A 19,018-nucleotide genomic window follows, 5' to 3' on the forward strand; every position below is an offset into this window, starting at 1 on the left:
CAAAGAGGCGGAATTGTAATCACACTCACATAATGTGTCAATGACTCAATGAGTACGAAATTCCGGCCGGGCGATTATACGTAGTGTGAGTAAAATCTCAAGGATCAATCGATCCTGATGCTTGATCGTTACTCTATTCCTACTTGGTTAAGGAATTTTTTCAAACGAGGATCTTGTGGATTATCGAAGATATCCTGTGGAGAACCTTGCTCAACGATATTGCCTTCCGCCATGAAGATCACTCTATCTGCGACTTCTTTCGCGAATTGCATCTCGTGCGTCACCACCAGCATGGTTTGATGCTGATTAGCTAACTTCTTCATTAATGAGAGAACTTCTCCAACCCATTCCGGATCCAGCGCAGAAGTTGGTTCGTCAAACAACAGCAGTTCTGGTTGCAGCGCCATCGCTCGGCCGATACCCACACGTTGTTGTTGGCCGCCAGACAGTGCCGCTGGATAACTATCGCCTTTATCCCCAAGGCCAATGTCATCCAGAATTTGTTGCGCTCGTTTGAGAGCATCGACTTTTTTCCAACCTCGAACGGTCACTAGACCTTCGGCAATGTTCTGGCGCGCATTCATATGGGCAAACAGGGCATAGTTTTGGAACACAAAGCCAGTTCGACGACGCAGCGCTAATACTTCGGCTTTAGTGTGTTTTTGAGTATCAACGGAGATGTCATCTATCGTGATACGACCTTCATCTGCTTGTTCTAGAAAGTTCACCGTACGCAGCAAGGTTGATTTACCCGTACCACTTGAGCCGATAATCACGATGATCTCACCTTGCTTAATATCGAGGTCGATGCCTTTCAGCACTTCAGTCTCACCAAAACGTTTGTGAATATTTTCTAACTTAATCATCGTACGTACGCCTTATTCAGTTTTGCTTCTGCCCAGATTTGTACGCGAGTCAGAATCACCACCACGCCCCAGTAAATAAGAGCAACCGCAAGGAAAGCTTCAAAGAAACGGAAACTTGATGAGGCTTCCATCTGTGCTTTCGCCATGATTTCGGCCACACCAAGCGTGAAGGCGAGAGACGTTGACTTGATCATATCGATGAAATAGTTCATCAATGAAGGCAGTGCGACACGCGTTGCTTGAGGTAAAATCACTCGGCGCATCGCCTGAGATGTTGTCATACCCACCGACAAGCTCGCTTCCATTTGGCTGCGATCAATACCAATAATGGCGGCACGAATACTTTCCGCCATATAAGCGGCAAAGTGCAGCGTTAAACCGATCACCGCTGCTGAGAAGGCATCAATACCCACCATCAATGGGAAAATTTGTGGTAAGCCGTAATAAAGCAGGAAAAGCTGAACTAAGAGAGGGGTGCCACGGAAGAAGCTGATGTACAGTTGGCTTAATTGATCCAGAACTGGCAGTTTAAATACGCGAATATTGGCTAAAATGACGGATAAAATCAGTGAAAACACCAATCCCCATGTCGCCATTTCCATGGTAGTGCCAAGATATTTCAGCAATATCGGCAGCAGTTCCAACATGTAATTAAAGTCAAATCCCATACGGCTTACCTAAAGGCTAGAGAAAAGAAAAGGTGGAAAACAAGTTCCACCTTTACGTAAGTTTATTTTAGTCCGAGAGTGATACCACTTTGCGGCCTAAAGTACAAAGAGTTCTTATTTCGTGATGTCAGCGCCAAACCACTTCACGGAAATTTTCTCTACTGTACCATCTGCGCGCATCTCAGCCAGTGCTTTGTTTACTTCTTCTTGCAGCTTACGACCTTTCTCGTTGTCCACGAAAGGCCATGCGTTTTGAATGGTTTCAAACGGTTCGCCCGCCAATTCCAAAGGAAGACCGGTTTTCTTAATCAGCTCTAACGCAGAAAGACGATCCATTACAAATGCATCTGCACGACCGAGCGCCACGTCATGTTCGATACCTGTGTCGTACGTTTTAATGTTGATCTTGCCGTCTTTGTCGTATTGACGCAGCAGTTGCTCGAAGTTAGATCCTAGGTTCACCGCAACGGTTTTGCCCGCAAGATCGTCAACACCTTTGATGCTGTCGTTGCCTTTACGCACGGTAATTTGTGCGCCATCTACAACGTAAGGGTCAGCAAATAGGTATTTGGCTTTACGCTCATCAGTCATGGTGATTTGGTTGGAGATCGTATCGATGCGACCGGTTTCTAGCAGACCAAATAAACCAGAGAAGTTAGCGGTTACGTATTCGATTTTGTAATCGTTGCGTTTGCCGATTTCATCCCACATGTCGACTTCAAAGCCTTGTAGCTTATCTTGCTTTACAAAAGTAAACGGGAAGTAGCGACCTGACATACCAACTTTGACTTCAGTAGCGGCTTGTACGGTTGCTGCCGACAGTGCAATGGCTGCAACGGCAACCTTAATCCAGTTTTTCATAATACATCTCCATAATTTTATGGTTGGAAATACTACTGTTAGTTAGCTCAATTAAATAAATAACCAAGAGCAATAACCTAGACCTGTGAGTTATTAGATAATAGAAGAAGAATGTTAAATGTGACGAAAATGCGAACTGAACCAGGGGAAATGATCGACAAAATCAGCATTGGGAATAAAATAATACACAGACTTATCACCAATCGCTCGATCTTGTGAATTTTGCCCAATTGTGGATCGTTGTGTGGGCAAATTTGGGGCAAGGTGTGTTGATCTCATCAAGTTTGCAGAAATAATTGTGAATAACTTGGATCTTATTCACTGGATCGTCGATCAATCGCTGGCGATCTTGGTTATCAACAGGTAAAATTGCCAGTCTTTTCCGATAATTCAATTACTCCGTGGGGGCACCGTGTCATCTTCGCTTTGGCTGCAATGTTTGCAGCAGCTTCAAGAAGAGCTACCAGCTACAGAATTCAGCATGTGGGTTCGTCCGCTACAAGCGGAGCTCAATGACAATACTCTCACTCTATTCGCGCCAAACCGCTTTGTGTTGGACTGGGTGCGTGATAAGTATCTGAACAATATTACTCGCTTACTGCAGGAATACTGTGGTGGCGACATTCCTAACTTACGCTTTGAAGTGGGGAGTCGACCTGTCTCTGCTCCAAAACCAGCGCCGACACGTACGCCTGCAGATGTGGCTGCGGAGTCATCTGCACCTGCGCAATTACAGGCGCGTAAGCCAGTACACAAAACCTGGGATGACGACGCTCAAGCGATTGCGGCGATCAATCACCGCTCAAACATGAACCCAAAACACAAGTTCGACAACTTTGTTGAAGGTAAGTCGAACCAACTGGGTTTGGCTGCGGCGCGTCAGGTATCGGATAACCCAGGTGCAGCTTACAACCCACTATTCCTATACGGCGGCACGGGTTTGGGTAAAACCCACTTATTGCATGCGGTGGGTAACGCGATTGTGGATAACAACCCGAACGCGAAAGTGGTCTACATGCACTCAGAACGTTTTGTGCAAGACATGGTGAAAGCGCTGCAAAACAATGCGATTGAAGAATTCAAACGCTACTACCGCAGTGTGGATGCACTCCTTATCGATGACATCCAATTCTTTGCTAATAAAGAACGTTCGCAAGAAGAATTCTTCCATACCTTCAACGCACTATTGGAAGGTAACCAGCAGATCATCTTAACGTCTGACCGTTATCCTAAAGAAATTAATGGCGTTGAAGATCGTCTTAAATCTCGCTTTGGTTGGGGTCTTACTGTTGCGATCGAGCCGCCTGAGCTTGAAACGCGTGTGGCGATCTTGATGAAAAAAGCCGAAGATCACCAAATCCACCTTGCTGATGAAGTGGCATTCTTCATTGCCAAGCGTCTGCGTTCGAACGTTCGTGAGCTCGAAGGTGCACTGAACCGTGTTATCGCTAATGCGAATTTCACTGGTCGTCCAATTACGATTGATTTTGTTCGTGAAGCGCTGCGCGATCTGCTTGCTCTGCAAGAGAAGCTGGTGACGATCGATAACATTCAAAAGACCGTGGCGGAATACTACAAGATTAAAGTGGCGGACTTGCTGTCTAAGCGTCGCTCTCGTTCTGTAGCGCGTCCTCGTCAGCTGGCCATGGCGTTAGCAAAAGAGTTAACCAACCACAGCTTGCCTGAAATTGGTGATGCGTTTGGTGGCCGCGATCATACGACCGTACTTCATGCGTGTCGCAAGATTGAGCAGCTGCGTGAAGAGAGCCACGATATAAAAGAAGATTACTCTAACTTGATTCGCACCCTGTCCTCGTAATCGGTTAGAATAACGGTATTCTAAGCAAATCATTTATTGAGCTGACAGCGTAAAGAGCCAAGCATGAAATTTACCATTGAACGTAGTCATTTAATCAAACCGCTACAGCAGGTTTCGGGCGCTTTAGGTGGCCGACCAACTCTGCCAATCCTGGGTAACCTACTTCTTAAAGTAGAAGAGAACGTATTGTCGATGACGGCAACCGATCTTGAAGTAGAGTTAGTAAGCAAAGTGACGCTAGAAGGTGATTTTGAAGCGGGCAGCATTACCGTTCCTTCGCGTAAGTTTCTCGATATCTGCCGTGGTTTACCGGACGATGCGATCATCACATTTATATTAGAAGGTGATCGCGTACAAGTTCGCTCTGGTCGCAGCCGTTTCTCATTGGCAACGCTTCCTGCGAACGATTTCCCTAATATTGAAGATTGGCAAAGTGAAGTGGAAGTATCACTGAGCCAAGCCGATCTACGTACGCTGATCGACAAAACTCAGTTCTCGATGGCGAATCAAGACGTTCGTTACTACCTCAACGGCATGTTGTTTGAAATTGACGGTACCACGCTACGCAGCGTGGCGACGGACGGCCACCGTATGGCGGTATCGCAAACTCAGCTGGGTGCGGATTTTGCGCAGAAGCAAATCATCGTGCCACGCAAAGGTGTGCAAGAATTAGTGAAGTTGATGGACGCGCCAGAGCAACCTGTAGTACTTCAGATCGGTAGCTCCAATGTTCGTGCTGAGGTGAATAACTTTACTTTTACCTCTAAGTTGGTTGATGGTCGTTTCCCTGACTACCGCCGCGTATTGCCTCAGAGCACCAATAAGACCCTAATAGCAAGTTGTGACGAGTTGCGCCAAGCCTTCTCTCGTGCTGCGATTCTTTCCAACGAAAAATTCCGTGGCGTGCGTGTGAATCTGGCTGATACTGAAATGCGCATAACCGCGAATAACCCAGAACAAGAAGAAGCGGAAGAGATGCTTGATGTGACCTTTGAAGGTGACGCCATCGAAATCGGCTTTAACGTAAGCTATGTGCTTGATGTTCTGAACACGTTGCGTTGTGAAAATGTACGTGTGTCGATGTCGGATGCTAACGCTAGCGCATTGATTGAAAATGCCGACGATGACAGTGCCATGTACGTGGTGATGCCAATTCGTCTATAAGCCAACTGAATGCCTCTTTCTCGTCTCATCATTCAGCAGTTTCGAAACATTAAAGCCTGTGATATTGAGTTATCAGCAGGCTTTAACTTTCTTATCGGGCCGAACGGCAGCGGTAAAACCAGTGTCTTAGAAGCGGTTTACCTGCTCGGGCATGGCCGCTCATTCAAGAGTTCTCTCACCGGACGAGTGATACAAAATGAGTGTGACGAACTGTTTGTTCATGGTCGTTTTTTGAACTCGGATCAATTTGAGCTACCTATCGGCATTAATAAGCAGCGTGATGGCTCAACAGAGGTTAAAATAGGCGGTCAATCTGGACAAAAATTAGCGCAGTTGGCACAAGTTCTGCCTCTGCAGTTGATACACCCAGAAGGGTTTGATTTACTGACAGATGGCCCTAAACATCGTCGCGCGTTTATTGATTGGGGCGTGTTTCATACCGAGCCCGCTTTTTATCAAGCATGGGGAAGGTTCAAGCGCCTGAACAAGCAGCGCAACGCGCTGTTGAAAACCGCCAATAGTTATCGTGAGCTCAGTTATTGGGATCAGGAAATGGCAGGGTTGGCTGAAAACATCAGCCAATGGCGAGCAAGTTACATCGAGCAGATGAAAACCGTCGCAGAAACTATCTGTCAGACATTTTTGCCAGAATTTGAGATCCAATTGAAGTATTATCGTGGCTGGGATAAAGACACCCCATACCACGAGATACTAGAAAAGAATTTTGAGCGTGATCAGGCATTGGGATACACCTTTAGTGGCCCAAACAAAGCTGATTTGCGCATTAAAGTGAACGGAACGCCCGTTGAAGATGTTCTGTCACGCGGTCAATTAAAACTCATGGTGTGTGCATTGCGTGTCGCGCAAGGGCAACACCTGACAGAGATGACCGGTAAACAATGCATTTACCTAATTGATGACTTCGCGTCGGAATTAGATAGCCAACGTCGCAAGCGTCTTGCTGACTGCTTAAAAGAGACGGGCGCACAAGTATTTGTAAGCTCTATCACTGAAAGCCAAATCGCCGATATGTTGGACGATAACGGTAAATTGTTTCATGTGGAACATGGCAGGATAGAGTCAAACTAGAAGAGAGAAACTCATGTCTGAAAATTACGATTCATCGAGTATTAAGGTACTGAAGGGTCTGGATGCGGTACGTAAGCGTCCAGGAATGTACATCGGCGATACGGACGACGGCACCGGCCTTCACCACATGGTTTTCGAGGTGGTGGATAACTCAATTGATGAAGCGTTGGCAGGTCACTGTAAATACATCGTTGTGACAATTCATGAGGATAACTCGGTTTCCGTTAGCGATGATGGTCGTGGCATTCCAACAGAAATCCACTCAGAGGAAAATGTCTCTGCAGCAGAAGTAATCATGACAGTACTTCACGCGGGTGGTAAGTTCGACGATAACTCATACAAAGTATCGGGTGGTCTTCACGGGGTAGGTGTTTCAGTAGTAAACGCACTATCAGAGAAAGTTGAGCTGACGATTCATCGTGGTGGTCATATCCATACGCAAACCTACCGCCATGGTGAGCCTCAAGCGCCACTAGCCGTTGTGGGTGATACGGATAAAACCGGTACACAAATTCGTTTCTGGCCAAGTGCCGAGACCTTCTCTAACACTGAGTTCCACTATGACATTCTGGCGAAACGCCTGCGTGAACTGTCATTCCTGAACTCTGGTGTATCGATCAAATTGGTTGATGAGCGTGAAGCGGACAAACACGATCACTTCATGTATGAAGGTGGTATTCAAGCGTTCGTTGATCACCTAAACACCAACAAAACGCCAATCATCGAAAAAATCTTCCACTTTAACTCAGAGCGTGAAGACGGCATTTCAGTTGAAGTGGCGATGCAATGGAACGATGGTTTCCAAGAGAATATCTTCTGCTTTACCAACAATATCCCACAGCGTGATGGTGGTACTCACCTTGCTGGTTTCCGTGCTGCGCTAACACGTACATTGAACAGCTTCATGGATAAAGAAGGTTTCTCTAAGAAAGCAAAAACAGCGACTTCAGGCGACGATGCGCGTGAAGGTCTAACTGCGGTTGTTTCGGTGAAAGTGCCAGATCCTAAGTTCTCAAGCCAAACAAAAGACAAACTGGTTTCTTCTGAAGTGAAATCAGCTGTTGAGTCTGCAATGGGTGAAAAACTGTCTGAGTTCCTGATTGAGAACCCGACAGAAGCGAAGATGGTTTGTTCGAAAATCATCGATGCAGCACGTGCACGTGAAGCAGCGCGTAAAGCTCGTGAAATGACGCGCCGTAAAGGTGCACTAGATCTAGCTGGCCTTCCAGGTAAACTTGCAGACTGTCAGGAAAAAGATCCGGCACTCTCTGAACTATACATAGTGGAGGGTGATTCGGCAGGCGGCTCCGCAAAACAAGGCCGTAACCGTAAGAACCAAGCAATCCTACCGCTAAAAGGTAAGATTCTTAACGTAGAAAAAGCACGTTTCGACAAGATGCTGTCTTCGCAAGAAGTAGCAACGCTGATCACTGCACTAGGCTGTGGTATCGGTCGTGACGAGTACAATCCGGACAAGCTGCGTTACCACAACATCATCATCATGACCGATGCCGATGTCGATGGTTCGCACATCCGTACGCTACTATTGACCTTCTTCTACCGTCAAATGCCAGAGCTTATCGAGCGTGGTTACGTGTACATCGCTCAGCCACCACTTTACAAAGTGAAAAAAGGCAAACAAGAGCAGTACATCAAAGACGAAGAAGCGATGAACCAATACCAAGTATCATTGGCACTGGATAATGCATCGCTACATGTAAACGCAGAAGCACCTGCACTGGCTGGTGAAGCACTAGAGAAGCTTGTTCAACAGTACAATGCGGGTATTAAACTGGCGGAACGTATGAGCCGTCGTTACCCAAGTGCTTTGGTAAACGAGCTGATTTACACTCCTCGTCTAACGCCTGGGCAATGCCATGACGCATCAGTTGTTGAAGCGTGGACGAAGCAGCTTATTGAGCAGCTGAATGCGAAAGAAGTGGGCGCGAGCCAATACAGCTACGAAGTTGAACAGCACGAAGAACTAGGCTTAAACTTGCCTAAGATTGTGGTTCGTACTCACGGCGTGACGCACGAGCATGCAATTAGCATCGATTTCCTAAACTCGAAAGAGTACGGCAAGTTGGCTGATCTATCAGAAGCACTGGATGGGCTTCTGGAAGAAGGCGCGTACATCAAACGTGGTGAGCGTACGATGCCAGTAGCAAGCTTTGCAGAAGCGCTTGATTGGTTGGTTAAAGAGTCAATGCGTGGTCTGAGCCGTCAGCGTTACAAAGGTCTAGGTGAGATGAACCCAGATCAGCTGTGGGAAACGACTATGGACCCAGAAACGCGTCGCATGATGCAAGTAACGATTGAGGATGCGGTAGGCGCAGACCAATTGTTCACAACACTGATGGGTGACCAAGTAGAACCTCGTCGTAACTTCATCGAAGAGAACGCACTGAAAGTAGCGAACCTAGACGTATAACGACACTGTTCGTGATAGTAAAAAGCAGCGAGAAATCGCTGCTTTTTTGTTTTAACCACCAATGAAAATCGCCACTTTCTGCCAAGACTTTGGTTTTTCTGGTGCTAACTGCCAATAACCTGATCAAGCTTGCCATTTTATTTCTGTTTTCTTTTTTTCTCGCCATTTTGTTCGCTTGGGCGCTTTTGCTTTCTTTTTTCTGCTCGCTATAGTGCTGAAGAGCTGATGAATAAGGAGGTTGAAAAAATGGTGATGACTTTCCTGAACTAAGCCGGAGGTGATGCACTTCCGGTTCAATGCACTGAATTTATTTGTAAGACAAGGCATTAAGAAGGAAATAATCATGTTTGAACGCTGGTTCTCGGCGTACTGTTTGGCGCTGCGAACTTGGTGGTTAACCAGTCGCTTTTTAACCTATCAATCACCACTAAGGTTGTTATCGCTATTTGAAACCTGCGAGCAACAGGCCCATTGCCGTAACCGAGCTCGTATTGCGGTTGGGGACACGGTTCGCTTAGTGGATGTTGAGCGTGCTTATCAATATCGCATGACGTTAGTCAACTCGCACAAGAGCCAACCGATGACAGGTATGCTCGCGGTCGATTCTTATTTGGGATCCCGTTTATTAGGGCGAGCTAAAAATGATGCGTTCGAAATAGAAATTTTTAATCAGCGACGCTGCTTTGTGATTACTGAAATTGTTCATCAATCGCAGCCACCAGCGCAGAAAATGCTGTGTGGCTGTCTGTTGTGTCAATAAATAGAGGTGAAGTCATGAGTAAGAAAGACAAGAAACAACCACAGTTGAGTCTGAAAGAAAAGCGTAAGTTAAAACAGGAAAAAGCGGCAGAAAAGAGCGTTGTAAAAGCGCGTAAATCCTCCCGTAAGTAGAGTGCAGATTGAGCCCACCAGAAAGGTGGGCTTTTTAATACCGATTGCAAAGCGAGGGTAAACTGACCTTTCTGGGGGAGATAGCGAGCGCACTTAAAATTTTTTATTTTTCCCTTGAAAGTCATTTTTGACGACCTTATATCTAGTTGTGAAGAGGATGACTGGCTTGCTAGAGACTAGAAGACAGCCCTCTGGAATCGCTAAAACGAGATCGCTCAAAAGAGGATATGGCGTTTTAGCACACAACCTAAACCTTTAGACTTCCTATCATGTCTCCGAGCCAAATGATGGCCTGCGGAATGATAAGAATCTCTTAGCTCGGCGTTGGTTTTTGCATAAACACGCCTGTGAGATGAACGTCATCTGAGCTAAGACTATTGCTTAATTAAGAGGATAGATTTATGCGTAACGTAGATTTCTCACCACTATACCGTAATGCAATTGGCTTTGATCGTCTGCTAAACCTGATGGAAGCGAATACAGCGAAAAATACTTCTGGCGGTTACCCTCCGTACAACATTGAGCAAAAAGACGAGCATAACTACCGTATTACTATGGCAGTTGCTGGCTTCTCTGAAGACCAACTCGATCTGACTCAAAACGAAAACATGTTGATTGTGAAGGGCGAACGCAAAGCAGAAGAAGGCAAAAACTACGTGTACCAAGGCATTGCTGAGCGCGACTTTGAACGTAAATTCCAGCTAGCGGATTACGTCAAAGTGACTGGCGCATCAATGGAAAACGGCTTATTACATATTGATTTGGTTCGTGAAATCCCAGAAGCAATGCAACCACGTAAAATTGCTATCGGTGGCAACAACCTGCTAGAAAGCAACTAATCAGCAAGTTATTTGCCTTATAGAGTGAGAAAGAGCGCCAGTTGGCGCTCTTTTTAATTTGTGTCTTTGATGTGGGAGTTTGCTTTACTGACCTTGCTGGTAAGCCTTTTCAACTTCTTCCGCGATAATCGCAATCCCTTTCTGCATCATCTCATCGTCTTGAACGTAGTTCATGCGTAAGCACTGATGAGCATGGTCCCACTCGTCTTTCTGACCAATAAAGAAGTACTCACCCGGAACAATCAATACGCCACGCGCTTTCAAGCGTTGGTACAACTCCATTGTCGTAATTGGCAGCTCATCAAACCATAACCACAAGAAGATCGCCCCTTCAGGTTTGTGAATACGGAAGCGCTCATCGGTAATCGCTTCTTGCAGCAGTTCAACCGCACGTTGCGACTTCTGCTTGTAAAACGGCTTAATCACCTCTGAACTCAGTTTAAGCAGGTCGCCTTTAGCGATGATGTGGTTTGCCAGCGCTGGACCCACACTGCCTGGTGCTAGGCTGATGATGCCGTTCATATTGGCTAACGCTTGAGTGATTTCTTCACTCGCAATCACAATCCCGCAACGCACGCCTGGCAAGCCAAGTTTGGATAGGCTCATGCACAAGATGGTGTTTTCATTCCAGAACGGTTCGACATCTTCAAAGATGATGTTCGGGAACGGCAAGCCGTAGGCGTTATCGATGATCAGTGGGATGTTGTTTTCACGTGCGAGTTTGTCCAGTTTACGCACTTCTTCGTCTGTCAGTACGTTACCCGTTGGGTTGGTTGGGCGAGATGCGCAGATTGCCGCAACAGAATCGTCGACGGTTAGCTGTTCAAAATCGACGTGGTATTTAAACAATCCGTTATCTAACAGCTCGATTTCTGGGTGGTAAGAGACAAAAATATCTTCATCAATGCCAGCATCACCATAGCCGATGTACTCAGGCGCGATAGGCAGTAGCACCTTCTTATGCGAACCGTCAGGCTGTTTACCTGCGAGTAAGTTGAACAAGTAGAAGAAGCCACTTTGGCTGCCGTTAGTTAGGCTGATGTTCTTCTCTGAAATCTCCCAACCGTAAGTTTCACGGAATAACTGAGCCAGCGCTTTCACGAACGCGTCTTTACCCTGCGGCCCATCGTAGTTGGCGAGTGCGGCGACGAGTTCGCCACTGGCGAGCATTTCCTCACTGGCTTGGTGAAAGTAATCGAGCATGGCAGGAATGGCGGCTGGGTTACCTCCACCGAGCATGATGGCACCTGGTGTGCGTAGACCATCATTCAAATCGTCCATTAACTGCGTGATACCTGAATACTGATTAAATTTTTCACCAAACTTTGAGAACTGCATGCTGACTGATACCTAATTCATTGTGATTGCTTATGTGTATTGAATGCTGATGAAACATCAGCTTATAGAGTAATACTTGACCTTACCCTAATGTTATTACGACGCAAAGTGTGAATTTACTCGAAGAAGAAAAAAGTTTGTCATCAGACCAGATGATGGGGATATGAGCAGTGAATAAAAAAGGGAAGCGAAATGCTTCCCTTGCTGGTGGAGTGAATCGGCTATTCGCCAGTGTAGACGATCAGCACTTTGTCGTCGTGGTATTGGCGCTCGAACGCGTAATACCCTTCTTGATTGCGAGTGATGTGTTTGCCTTGCGCAACCGCTGGGTGGCGTTTACGGAATTCGCCGAGTTTTTGCCAATGTTGCAGCAAGTCTTCACGTTCGCCATGAATCTTATCCCATGGCATATCAGAGCGAGTACCTTGAGTAGGATCGGAGCCAGTCACGCCAAAGTCACGAGCAATCTCATCGCCGTAGTAGATTTGGACTGCACCCGGAGCCAGCATTAGTGCATTGGCAGCGCGTGCTTGGTCATCGAAGCTGCGGCTGCGTGCCGACCAAAACAGTTGAGTATCATGCGAAGACAGGTAACTCAACACGTTGAACTCAGGATCGGAGTTAATACGTTCCGCGTAGCGGCGATAATCGCTATCGAGTTGAGCAAAGCATTTCAGCGCTTTTGGTGCTACATCAGATTGGAACTCGAAGTTGATGATGGAATCGAAGCCGTTATCGAAATACGGGCTTTTCACCACGCTGTGCGCCCATACTTCACCCGTCATCCAGAAAGGTAGATCATCCAAGGCTTTGTCTGGGTTGTTTTGCTTCCACTGGGCAAGCGCTTGAGTGGTGCTGGCTTTCAGCTCTGCCCACGCTTCCATTTCAACGTGCTTAGCAGTGTCGACGCGGAAACCATCAATGCCGTAGTCGCGTACCCAGTCGGATAACCAGGTAATCAGATGCTCACGTGGGGTTTTCAGCTTATCTTGCGCATTAGTGTCTTTATTGCGGAAGAAGTTCGGTAAGCCGGTTTTCTGAGTCGATTCGGTTTTGAGATCCGGTAGGTAGTTTAAAGACATGGTGATGTCGTTGTATCCCGGCGCATCGTACTCGCCGATGTCGGTACGAATCCAATCTTTGCCCCACCATTTATCCCACGCTTCGCTATCACCGTATTTGATGTAGTCGTTGAAGCTGTGCCAGCTTTGTCCTGATTTTGGCTGCCAGTCGGTCCATTTTTCACCGAGGACTTCTTTGGCTTCTTGGTCATCAAGGTAAAGCTGACCAAAGCCGAATTCCTGCATGTCTGCTAATGTTGCATAACCTGTGTGGTTCATGACCACATCCCAAATCACGCGGATACCTTTCTTATGGGCGGTATCGACGAAGGTTCTGAGTTCATCTTCGGTACCCATGTTGGCATCAAGCTTGGTCCAATCTTGATGGTAATAGCCGTGGTAGCCGTAGTGCTTAAAGTCGCCTTTATCGCCGCCGCCAACCCAGCCGTGGATTTGTTCCAGTGGTGAGGTTATCCAGATAGCATTGACACCAAGTGATTCGATGTAATCGAGTTTTTTCGTCAGACCCGCTAAGTCACCACCATGGAAGGTACCAATCTCGTATTTCCCGTCTTTGCTGCGACCGTAGCTGTTGTCGTTGTCTGGGTTGCCGTTATAGAAGCGGTCAGTCATGACGAAGTACACCGTCGCGTTGTCCCAACTGAAAGGTTTTTCTGCTTGTTGCTCAACCTCTTCTAGTAACAACAGACCTTGGCTCATAGGGCCCGGCTGCATGGTTACGCTGCCATTGGCGACTGTAGCTTGTTGTCCGGTTAAGGCATCGCGAACGACCGTGCCATCATTAAAGGTTTGCTCAACGTTGATGGTTTTTGGCGTATTGGTTGCGACAGGGCAAGAGTAGGTGATGTCTTGATTCTTTTTGGGTTTGAGCCTAACAGTTAGCTCGTTAGTGGTTGGGTTGAGCGTAAATTGATAGGTGTTGGCTTTGAAGATGCGCAGCGGCATTTGGGCATCTGTGGCGCAATTATCCATTTTTAATGGACGATTGAATTTGATGCGGCTTTCTTCTGCCAAAGCAAAACTACTTCCACAGCTTTGATTACTGTCGGCAATGGTAAAGGTGTAGCTGCCTTTTTCGAGTTTTTGCTCGGCGACAAGTAAGCCGTTAGAGTTTGGTTCGAAGACGGCTGTATCGTCTCCGACGCTCAGTACGATAGCATTTTCTGGAATCTGGCTGCAGGCGCTCAATAGACCGATAGAGAGTGCGAGAATTGTTTTTTTCATTGTGTCCTTCCCCCGAATAAACAGTCCAGTTATAGCAAAACTGTGCCTCTACAATCCGAGCTCTACACCAATAAGTTAAACGCGTCTCACCCTACAAATTTTAGTCTTGTTCACAAAATGAATAATAAGCGTCACCTTCATCAGTTTGAAGACAACAAAAAAGGGAAGCATCTGCTTCCCTTTTACTTATTTCTTAATCACTTCGAAGAGTAATGAATTACTTTTGAAGGACAGAGATATCTGCGACCTGTAAGAACAGGTTACGCAGGTTGTTCAGTAGTGTCAGACGGTTCTTCTTAAGTGCTTCGTCGTCTGCCATTACCATTACGTTATCAAAGAACGCATCAACTGGTTCACGTAGGTCAGCTAGCTTGCTTAGGGCTTCCTGGTAGTTACCTGTAGCAAATGCTGGCTCTAGCGCTTCCGTCATTACTTCAACGCTTTCTGCTAGTGCTTTCTCTGCGTCTTCTTGTAGAAGTGCTAGGTCGATGTCTGCTGCTAGTTCGCCGTCGAATTTCGCTAGGATGTTACCTACACGTTTGTTCGCTGCTGCTAGAGACTCTGCCGCTTCCAGTTCACGGAAGTGAGAAACCGCTTTAACTCGTTGGTCGAAGTCTGCTGGTTTAGTCGGACGACGCGCTAGTACTGCTTGAATGATGTCGACGCTGAAGCCTTCGTCTTGGTACCAAGCACGGAAACGACCAAGCATGAATTCAATCACGTCTTGCTCAACGTTTTCGTTAGTTAAGCGGTCACCAAACAGTGACTTCGCTTTCGCAACGAGGTCAACAAGATCTAGGTTGTAGCCGTATTCAACGATGATACGTAGTACACCTAGAGATGCGCGGCGTAGTGCGAATGGGTCGCTGCCTTTAGGCGCTTGACCAATACCGAAGATACCTACGATAGTGTCTAACTTGTCTGCCATTGCAACTGCTGTTGAAACGCCGTTTGATGGCAGTTCATCACCTGCGAAACGAGGCATGTATTGCTCATTCAGTGCGACTGCAACTTCTTCTGCTTCACCGTCGTGGCGAGCGTAGTGCATACCCATAACACCTTGAGTATCCGTGAATTCGAATACCATTGAGGTCATTAGGTCACATTTTGCTAGTAGACCAGCACGCTTTGATTTCTCAACGTCAGCACCGATTTGCTCTGCAATGTAGCCAGCAAGTTCTGTGATGCGGTCTGTTTTGTCTTTGATCGTACCCAGTTGCTTTTGGAAGATCGCTTGCTCTAGTTCAGGCAGACGGTCGATAAGCGGACGCTTACGGTCTGTGTTGAAGAAGAACTCTGCGTCAGCAAGACGAGGACGAACCACTTTCTCGTTACCTTCGATTACGTAACGAGGCTCTTTTGATTCGATGTTCGATACGAAGATGAAGTTAGGTAGTAGCTTCTTGTTTTCGTCGTAAACAGGGAAGTACTTCTGGTCACCTTTCATGGTGTAAACCAACGCTTCAGAAGGCACTTTTAGAAACTCTTCTTCGAACTTCGCTGTTAGTACTACAGGCCATTCAACCAGAGACGTTACTTCTTCTACTAGGTCATCTTCTAGATCAGCGATACCGCCAACTTCGGCTGCCGCTTTTTGTGCGTCAGCTAGGATGATGGCTTTACGTGCTTCGTAATCAGCCATAACTTTACCGCGCTCTTCTAGGATAGCAGGGTATTGCTCAGCAGAATCGATAGTGAACTCTTGCTCACCCATGAAGCGGTGACCACGGATAGTGCGGTCAGAAGCGACACCAAGGATCTCGCCTTCGATTAGGTCGCTGCCCATCAGCATGGTTAGCGTCTTAACTGGACGGATAAATTGAGTCGTTTTGTTACCCCAGCGCATTGGTTTTGCGATAGGTAGGTTTGCTAGTGCTTTCGCTGCAAGTTCAACGACGATCTCAGACGTTGGCTTACCTTTCACTTCTTGTTTGAACAGTAGCCATTCACCTTTATCTGTAACCATGCGCTCTGCTTGGTCAACAGAAATACCACAACCGCGTGCCCAGCCTTGAGCCGCTTTGGTTGGGTTGCCTTCCGCGTCAAACGCTGCAGAAACCGCAGGGCCACGTTTTTCAACGATTTTGTCTGATTGGCTTTCTGCTAGTGCCGCGACTTTAAGTGCAAGACGACGAGGAGCCGCAAACCATTTCACGCCTTCGTGAGCTAGCTCAGCGCCTTTTAGTTCTGCTTCGAAGTTTGCTGCGAATGCTTCAGCTAGCGTACGAAGTTGCGTTGGTGGTAGCTCTTCTGTACCTAGCTCGATTAGAAATTCTTTTGCCATGTTCTCTACCCCTTACGCTTGTTCTTTCTTACACATTGGGAAGCCAAGAGCTTCACGCGATGCGTAGTATGCTTCTGCTACTGACTTAGTCAGATCGCGGATGCGCAGGATGTAACGCTGACGCTCAGTTACTGAGATCGCTTTACGCGCGTCTAGTAGGTTGAATGCGTGACCTGCTTTTAGAATGCGCTCGTAAGCAGGTAATGGCAGTGGCTTTTCAAGCTCAAGCAACTCTTTACACTCTTTCTCACACTGCTCGAAGAAACCAAATAGGAATTCAACGTCTGCGTGCTCGAAGTTGTAAGTTGATTGCTCTACTTCGTTTTGGTGGAAGATGTCACCGTAAGTCACCTTGCTGCCGTCTGGCGCGATGTTCCAAACTAGGTCGTAAACAGAGTCTACTTCTTGGATGTACATTGCTAGACGTTCGATACCGTAAGTGATCTCACCAGTGACTGGTTTACACTCAAGGCCGCCAACTTGTTGGAAGTAAGTAAACTGAGTCACTTCCATGCCGTTTAGCCAAACTTCCCAGCCTAGACCCCATGCGCCTAGTGTTGGGTTTTCCCAGTTGTCTTCTACGAAACGGATGTCGTGTACAAGAGGGTCAATACCAAGAACTTCAAGGGAGCCAAGGTACAACTCTTGAATATTGTCAGGCGATGGTTTTAGCGCTACTTGGAATTGGTAGTAGTGCTGAAGACGGTTAGGGTTTTCACCGTAACGGCCATCAGTAGGACGACGTGAAGGTTGTACGTAAGCTGTCGACATTGGCTCTGGGCCAAGCGCTCGTAGACAGGTCATTGGGTGAGAGGTACCCGCACCCACTTCCATATCTAGCGGTTGAACAATGGTACAACCATTTTGAGCCCAATAATCCTGCAGCGCGAGGATCATTCCCTGGAAGGTTTTGATATCGTATTTTTGCATAAGTCAGGTTCGCGCGATTCTCTTGTTACTCGTTAATTCGTCATCTATGCCGAGTTTTTCAACTCTAACAACGGCGATAAAGAGTAATTACGGTTGAATAAATTAACAATCTAGTATAACCAGATATTGAGCATGGGAGTAGAGCTAATCTTGATTAATTCGTGGGCGATTTTCTCCTTTAATGAATTTTTACCGCGTTATCTGCTGTATTTTTCTTAAAAGGGAGTTTTTGCCTGCTTTGGCTCTTGAGAAGCGCAACAAAGGTGGCTAGAATTGCGCCTGTCTTTGGGGAGTAGCTTACCTGATGAAGTTTCTGTTTCATCTGGTTCGTCCGTCAACATAATTGGTGCAAAATCACCATGGCGTTCGAGACTTGAAGCCTTTCAAGTTTAGCAAGACCTTAGACAAATCATCACGAACCGGGGTAGGGGCGTGAGGTTTGTCTTTGGTTAAATATAATAATCCCTGCCCCAATGAGCATGTCGTGAGCGTTTTAGCTATTTCAATTACTACTGTAGCGTTAGCAGAAATTGGCGATAAGACCCAATTGCTATCTCTATTACTCGCAAGTCGTTACCGCAAACCAATACCAATTATTGCAGCAATCTTTTTGGCAACCATTGCCAACCACGCTTTGGCTGCATGGTTAGGTGTGGTTGTCGCTGATTATTTATCACCTGATATTTTAAAGTGGGTGCTGGTGGTCAGTTTTGTCGCGATGGCGGCTTGGGTGTTGATTCCTGATAAGTTGGATGATGACGAACAGATTTCAAACCGAGGTCCTTTCATTGCCAGCTTTATTGCTTTCTTTGTGGCTGAGATTGGCGATAAAACTCAGATCGCTACTTCTATCCTAGGCGCGCAGTACGCGGATGCGCTGAGTTGGGTCATACTTGGCACGACCATTGGTATGCTGTTGGCCAACGTGCCAGTGGTGTTAATTGGTAAGCTTTCAGCAGACAAGATGCCCCTGGGGTTGATTCGTAAAATCACCGCTATTTTGTTCGTGTTGTTGGCGATTGGTGCGGCCTTCTTTTAATGTTTTTAGGCGGATAACGCAGCCTGAAAATGGAAAATGTTATCCGCGAACAATCGTTAAAATGGTGCAAATAATCAATAACTAGCGAATTAGTGGCGTAGCTCAAACTCTGACTTAAAATCGCTCCGTAGCGTGACGGATGACATATTAGTGTCATACTTGTCATGGTAGTTTAATAGTGTGAATGATAGCGAGAGGGCAAGTTTATGCTTACACGTTACATGGGGATGACCCCAAAGAGTCAGAGTTATTTATTCACCTTTGGTTTGGCGCTGTGCTTATTAGCGATGGTGTTAACTGATATGTGGTTACCGATTGTAGCAGGATCGTTCGTTCTTACTGGATTAACAGTAGAGGCGTGGATTCGCGTAGCCCACATCATTCCTATGTATGAAGAGATGCGGGCAATGAAAAAACAACTCAACAAGCTCCAATCAGAAGTTCGCACACTCGAATACGATGAATAAACAAACGGCAGCCAATCGGCTGCCGT

The 19,018-nt window shown here is 46.6% G+C and carries 16 protein-coding genes; 8 read left to right on the top strand and 8 right to left on the bottom strand.

The annotated features are described in order from the left end of the window. Positions 1-128: 128 nt before the first annotated feature. The 3 genes from ACWYVB_RS18480 to ACWYVB_RS18490 all read right to left on the bottom strand — a co-directional run bounded on the left by ACWYVB_RS18480 (position 129) and on the right by ACWYVB_RS18490 (position 2,395). Complete coding sequence (locus ACWYVB_RS18480) at positions 129-866, bottom strand: amino acid ABC transporter ATP-binding protein (RefSeq protein ID WP_048625594.1); 738 nt, start codon at positions 864-866, stop codon at positions 129-131. Next, a complete protein-coding gene (locus tag ACWYVB_RS18485; protein ID WP_005378829.1) occupies positions 863-1,534 on the bottom strand; it encodes an amino acid ABC transporter permease in 672 nt (223 codons plus the stop codon). The genes ACWYVB_RS18480 and ACWYVB_RS18485 overlap by 4 nt, the downstream gene beginning before the upstream one ends. A 114-nt stretch (positions 1,535-1,648) precedes the next feature. Further along, complete coding sequence (locus ACWYVB_RS18490) at positions 1,649-2,395, bottom strand: amino acid ABC transporter substrate-binding protein (protein ID WP_005378831.1); 747 nt, start codon at positions 2,393-2,395, stop codon at positions 1,649-1,651. 412 nt (positions 2,396-2,807) lie between these two features. Here ACWYVB_RS18490 and dnaA point away from each other — a divergent pair, with 412 nt between their 5' ends. From dnaA to ACWYVB_RS18520, 6 genes are all read left to right on the top strand, one after another. After that, complete coding sequence (gene dnaA / locus ACWYVB_RS18495; protein ID WP_005378835.1) at positions 2,808-4,214, top strand: chromosomal replication initiator protein DnaA; 1,407 nt, start codon at positions 2,808-2,810, stop codon at positions 4,212-4,214. A gap of 63 nt (positions 4,215-4,277) precedes the next feature. Further along, positions 4,278-5,378 (top strand): DNA polymerase III subunit beta, encoded by a 1,101-nt coding sequence (dnaN, locus tag ACWYVB_RS18500; protein WP_457529694.1) that lies wholly within the window; start codon positions 4,278-4,280, stop codon positions 5,376-5,378. A gap of 9 nt (positions 5,379-5,387) precedes the next feature. Beyond that, entirely contained in the window at positions 5,388-6,467 is a 1,080-nt protein-coding gene (recF, locus tag ACWYVB_RS18505) for a DNA replication/repair protein RecF (protein WP_005394107.1), read from the top strand. Positions 6,468-6,480: 13 nt separating this feature from the next. Beyond that, positions 6,481-8,898, top strand: a complete 2,418-nt coding sequence (gene gyrB, locus ACWYVB_RS18510; protein ID WP_457529697.1) for a DNA topoisomerase (ATP-hydrolyzing) subunit B — start codon at positions 6,481-6,483, stop codon at positions 8,896-8,898. A gap of 343 nt (positions 8,899-9,241) precedes the next feature. Beyond that, a complete protein-coding gene (locus tag ACWYVB_RS18515) occupies positions 9,242-9,658 on the top strand; it encodes a GreA/GreB family elongation factor (protein WP_053807522.1) in 417 nt (138 codons plus the stop codon). Positions 9,659-10,190: 532 nt separating this feature from the next. Continuing rightward, on the top strand, positions 10,191-10,628 hold the full coding sequence (locus ACWYVB_RS18520) for an Hsp20 family protein (protein WP_005458680.1): 438 nt from the start codon (positions 10,191-10,193) through the stop codon (positions 10,626-10,628). Between the two features lie 84 nt (positions 10,629-10,712). Here ACWYVB_RS18520 and ACWYVB_RS18525 read toward each other — a convergent pair whose 3' ends face one another. The 5 genes from ACWYVB_RS18525 to ACWYVB_RS18545 all read right to left on the bottom strand — a co-directional run bounded on the left by ACWYVB_RS18525 (position 10,713) and on the right by ACWYVB_RS18545 (position 17,808). Then, positions 10,713-11,966, bottom strand: coding sequence for a valine--pyruvate transaminase (locus ACWYVB_RS18525; RefSeq protein ID WP_457529700.1), 1,254 nt, complete (start codon positions 11,964-11,966; stop codon positions 10,713-10,715). 221 nt (positions 11,967-12,187) lie between these two features. Next, positions 12,188-14,272: an alpha-amylase gene (locus ACWYVB_RS18530; RefSeq protein WP_457529702.1), complete on the bottom strand. Its 2,085-nt coding sequence runs from the start codon at positions 14,270-14,272 to the stop codon at positions 12,188-12,190. 217 nt (positions 14,273-14,489) lie between these two features. Beyond that, a complete protein-coding gene (glyS, locus tag ACWYVB_RS18535; protein ID WP_457529704.1) occupies positions 14,490-16,556 on the bottom strand; it encodes a glycine--tRNA ligase subunit beta in 2,067 nt (688 codons plus the stop codon). Positions 16,557-16,568: 12 nt separating this feature from the next. Then, a complete protein-coding gene (gene glyQ / locus ACWYVB_RS18540) occupies positions 16,569-17,486 on the bottom strand; it encodes a glycine--tRNA ligase subunit alpha (protein WP_048625586.1) in 918 nt (305 codons plus the stop codon). A gap of 178 nt (positions 17,487-17,664) precedes the next feature. Next, on the bottom strand, positions 17,665-17,808 hold the full coding sequence (locus ACWYVB_RS18545) for a hypothetical protein (RefSeq protein WP_012841258.1): 144 nt from the start codon (positions 17,806-17,808) through the stop codon (positions 17,665-17,667). Positions 17,809-17,970: 162 nt separating this feature from the next. Between ACWYVB_RS18545 and ACWYVB_RS18550 the strand changes: the two genes are divergently transcribed. After that, positions 17,971-18,525 carry a TMEM165/GDT1 family protein gene (locus ACWYVB_RS18550; protein WP_203346804.1) on the top strand — a complete coding sequence of 185 codons (555 nt, stop codon included), beginning with the start codon at positions 17,971-17,973 and terminating at the stop codon, positions 18,523-18,525. A 206-nt stretch (positions 18,526-18,731) separates the two neighbouring features. Beyond that, positions 18,732-18,992, top strand: coding sequence for a hypothetical protein (locus ACWYVB_RS18555; protein WP_457529707.1), 261 nt, complete (start codon positions 18,732-18,734; stop codon positions 18,990-18,992). The last annotated feature ends 26 nt before the right edge of the window (positions 18,993-19,018 follow it).

The organism is Vibrio sp. JZG10 (genome assembly GCF_054064075.1).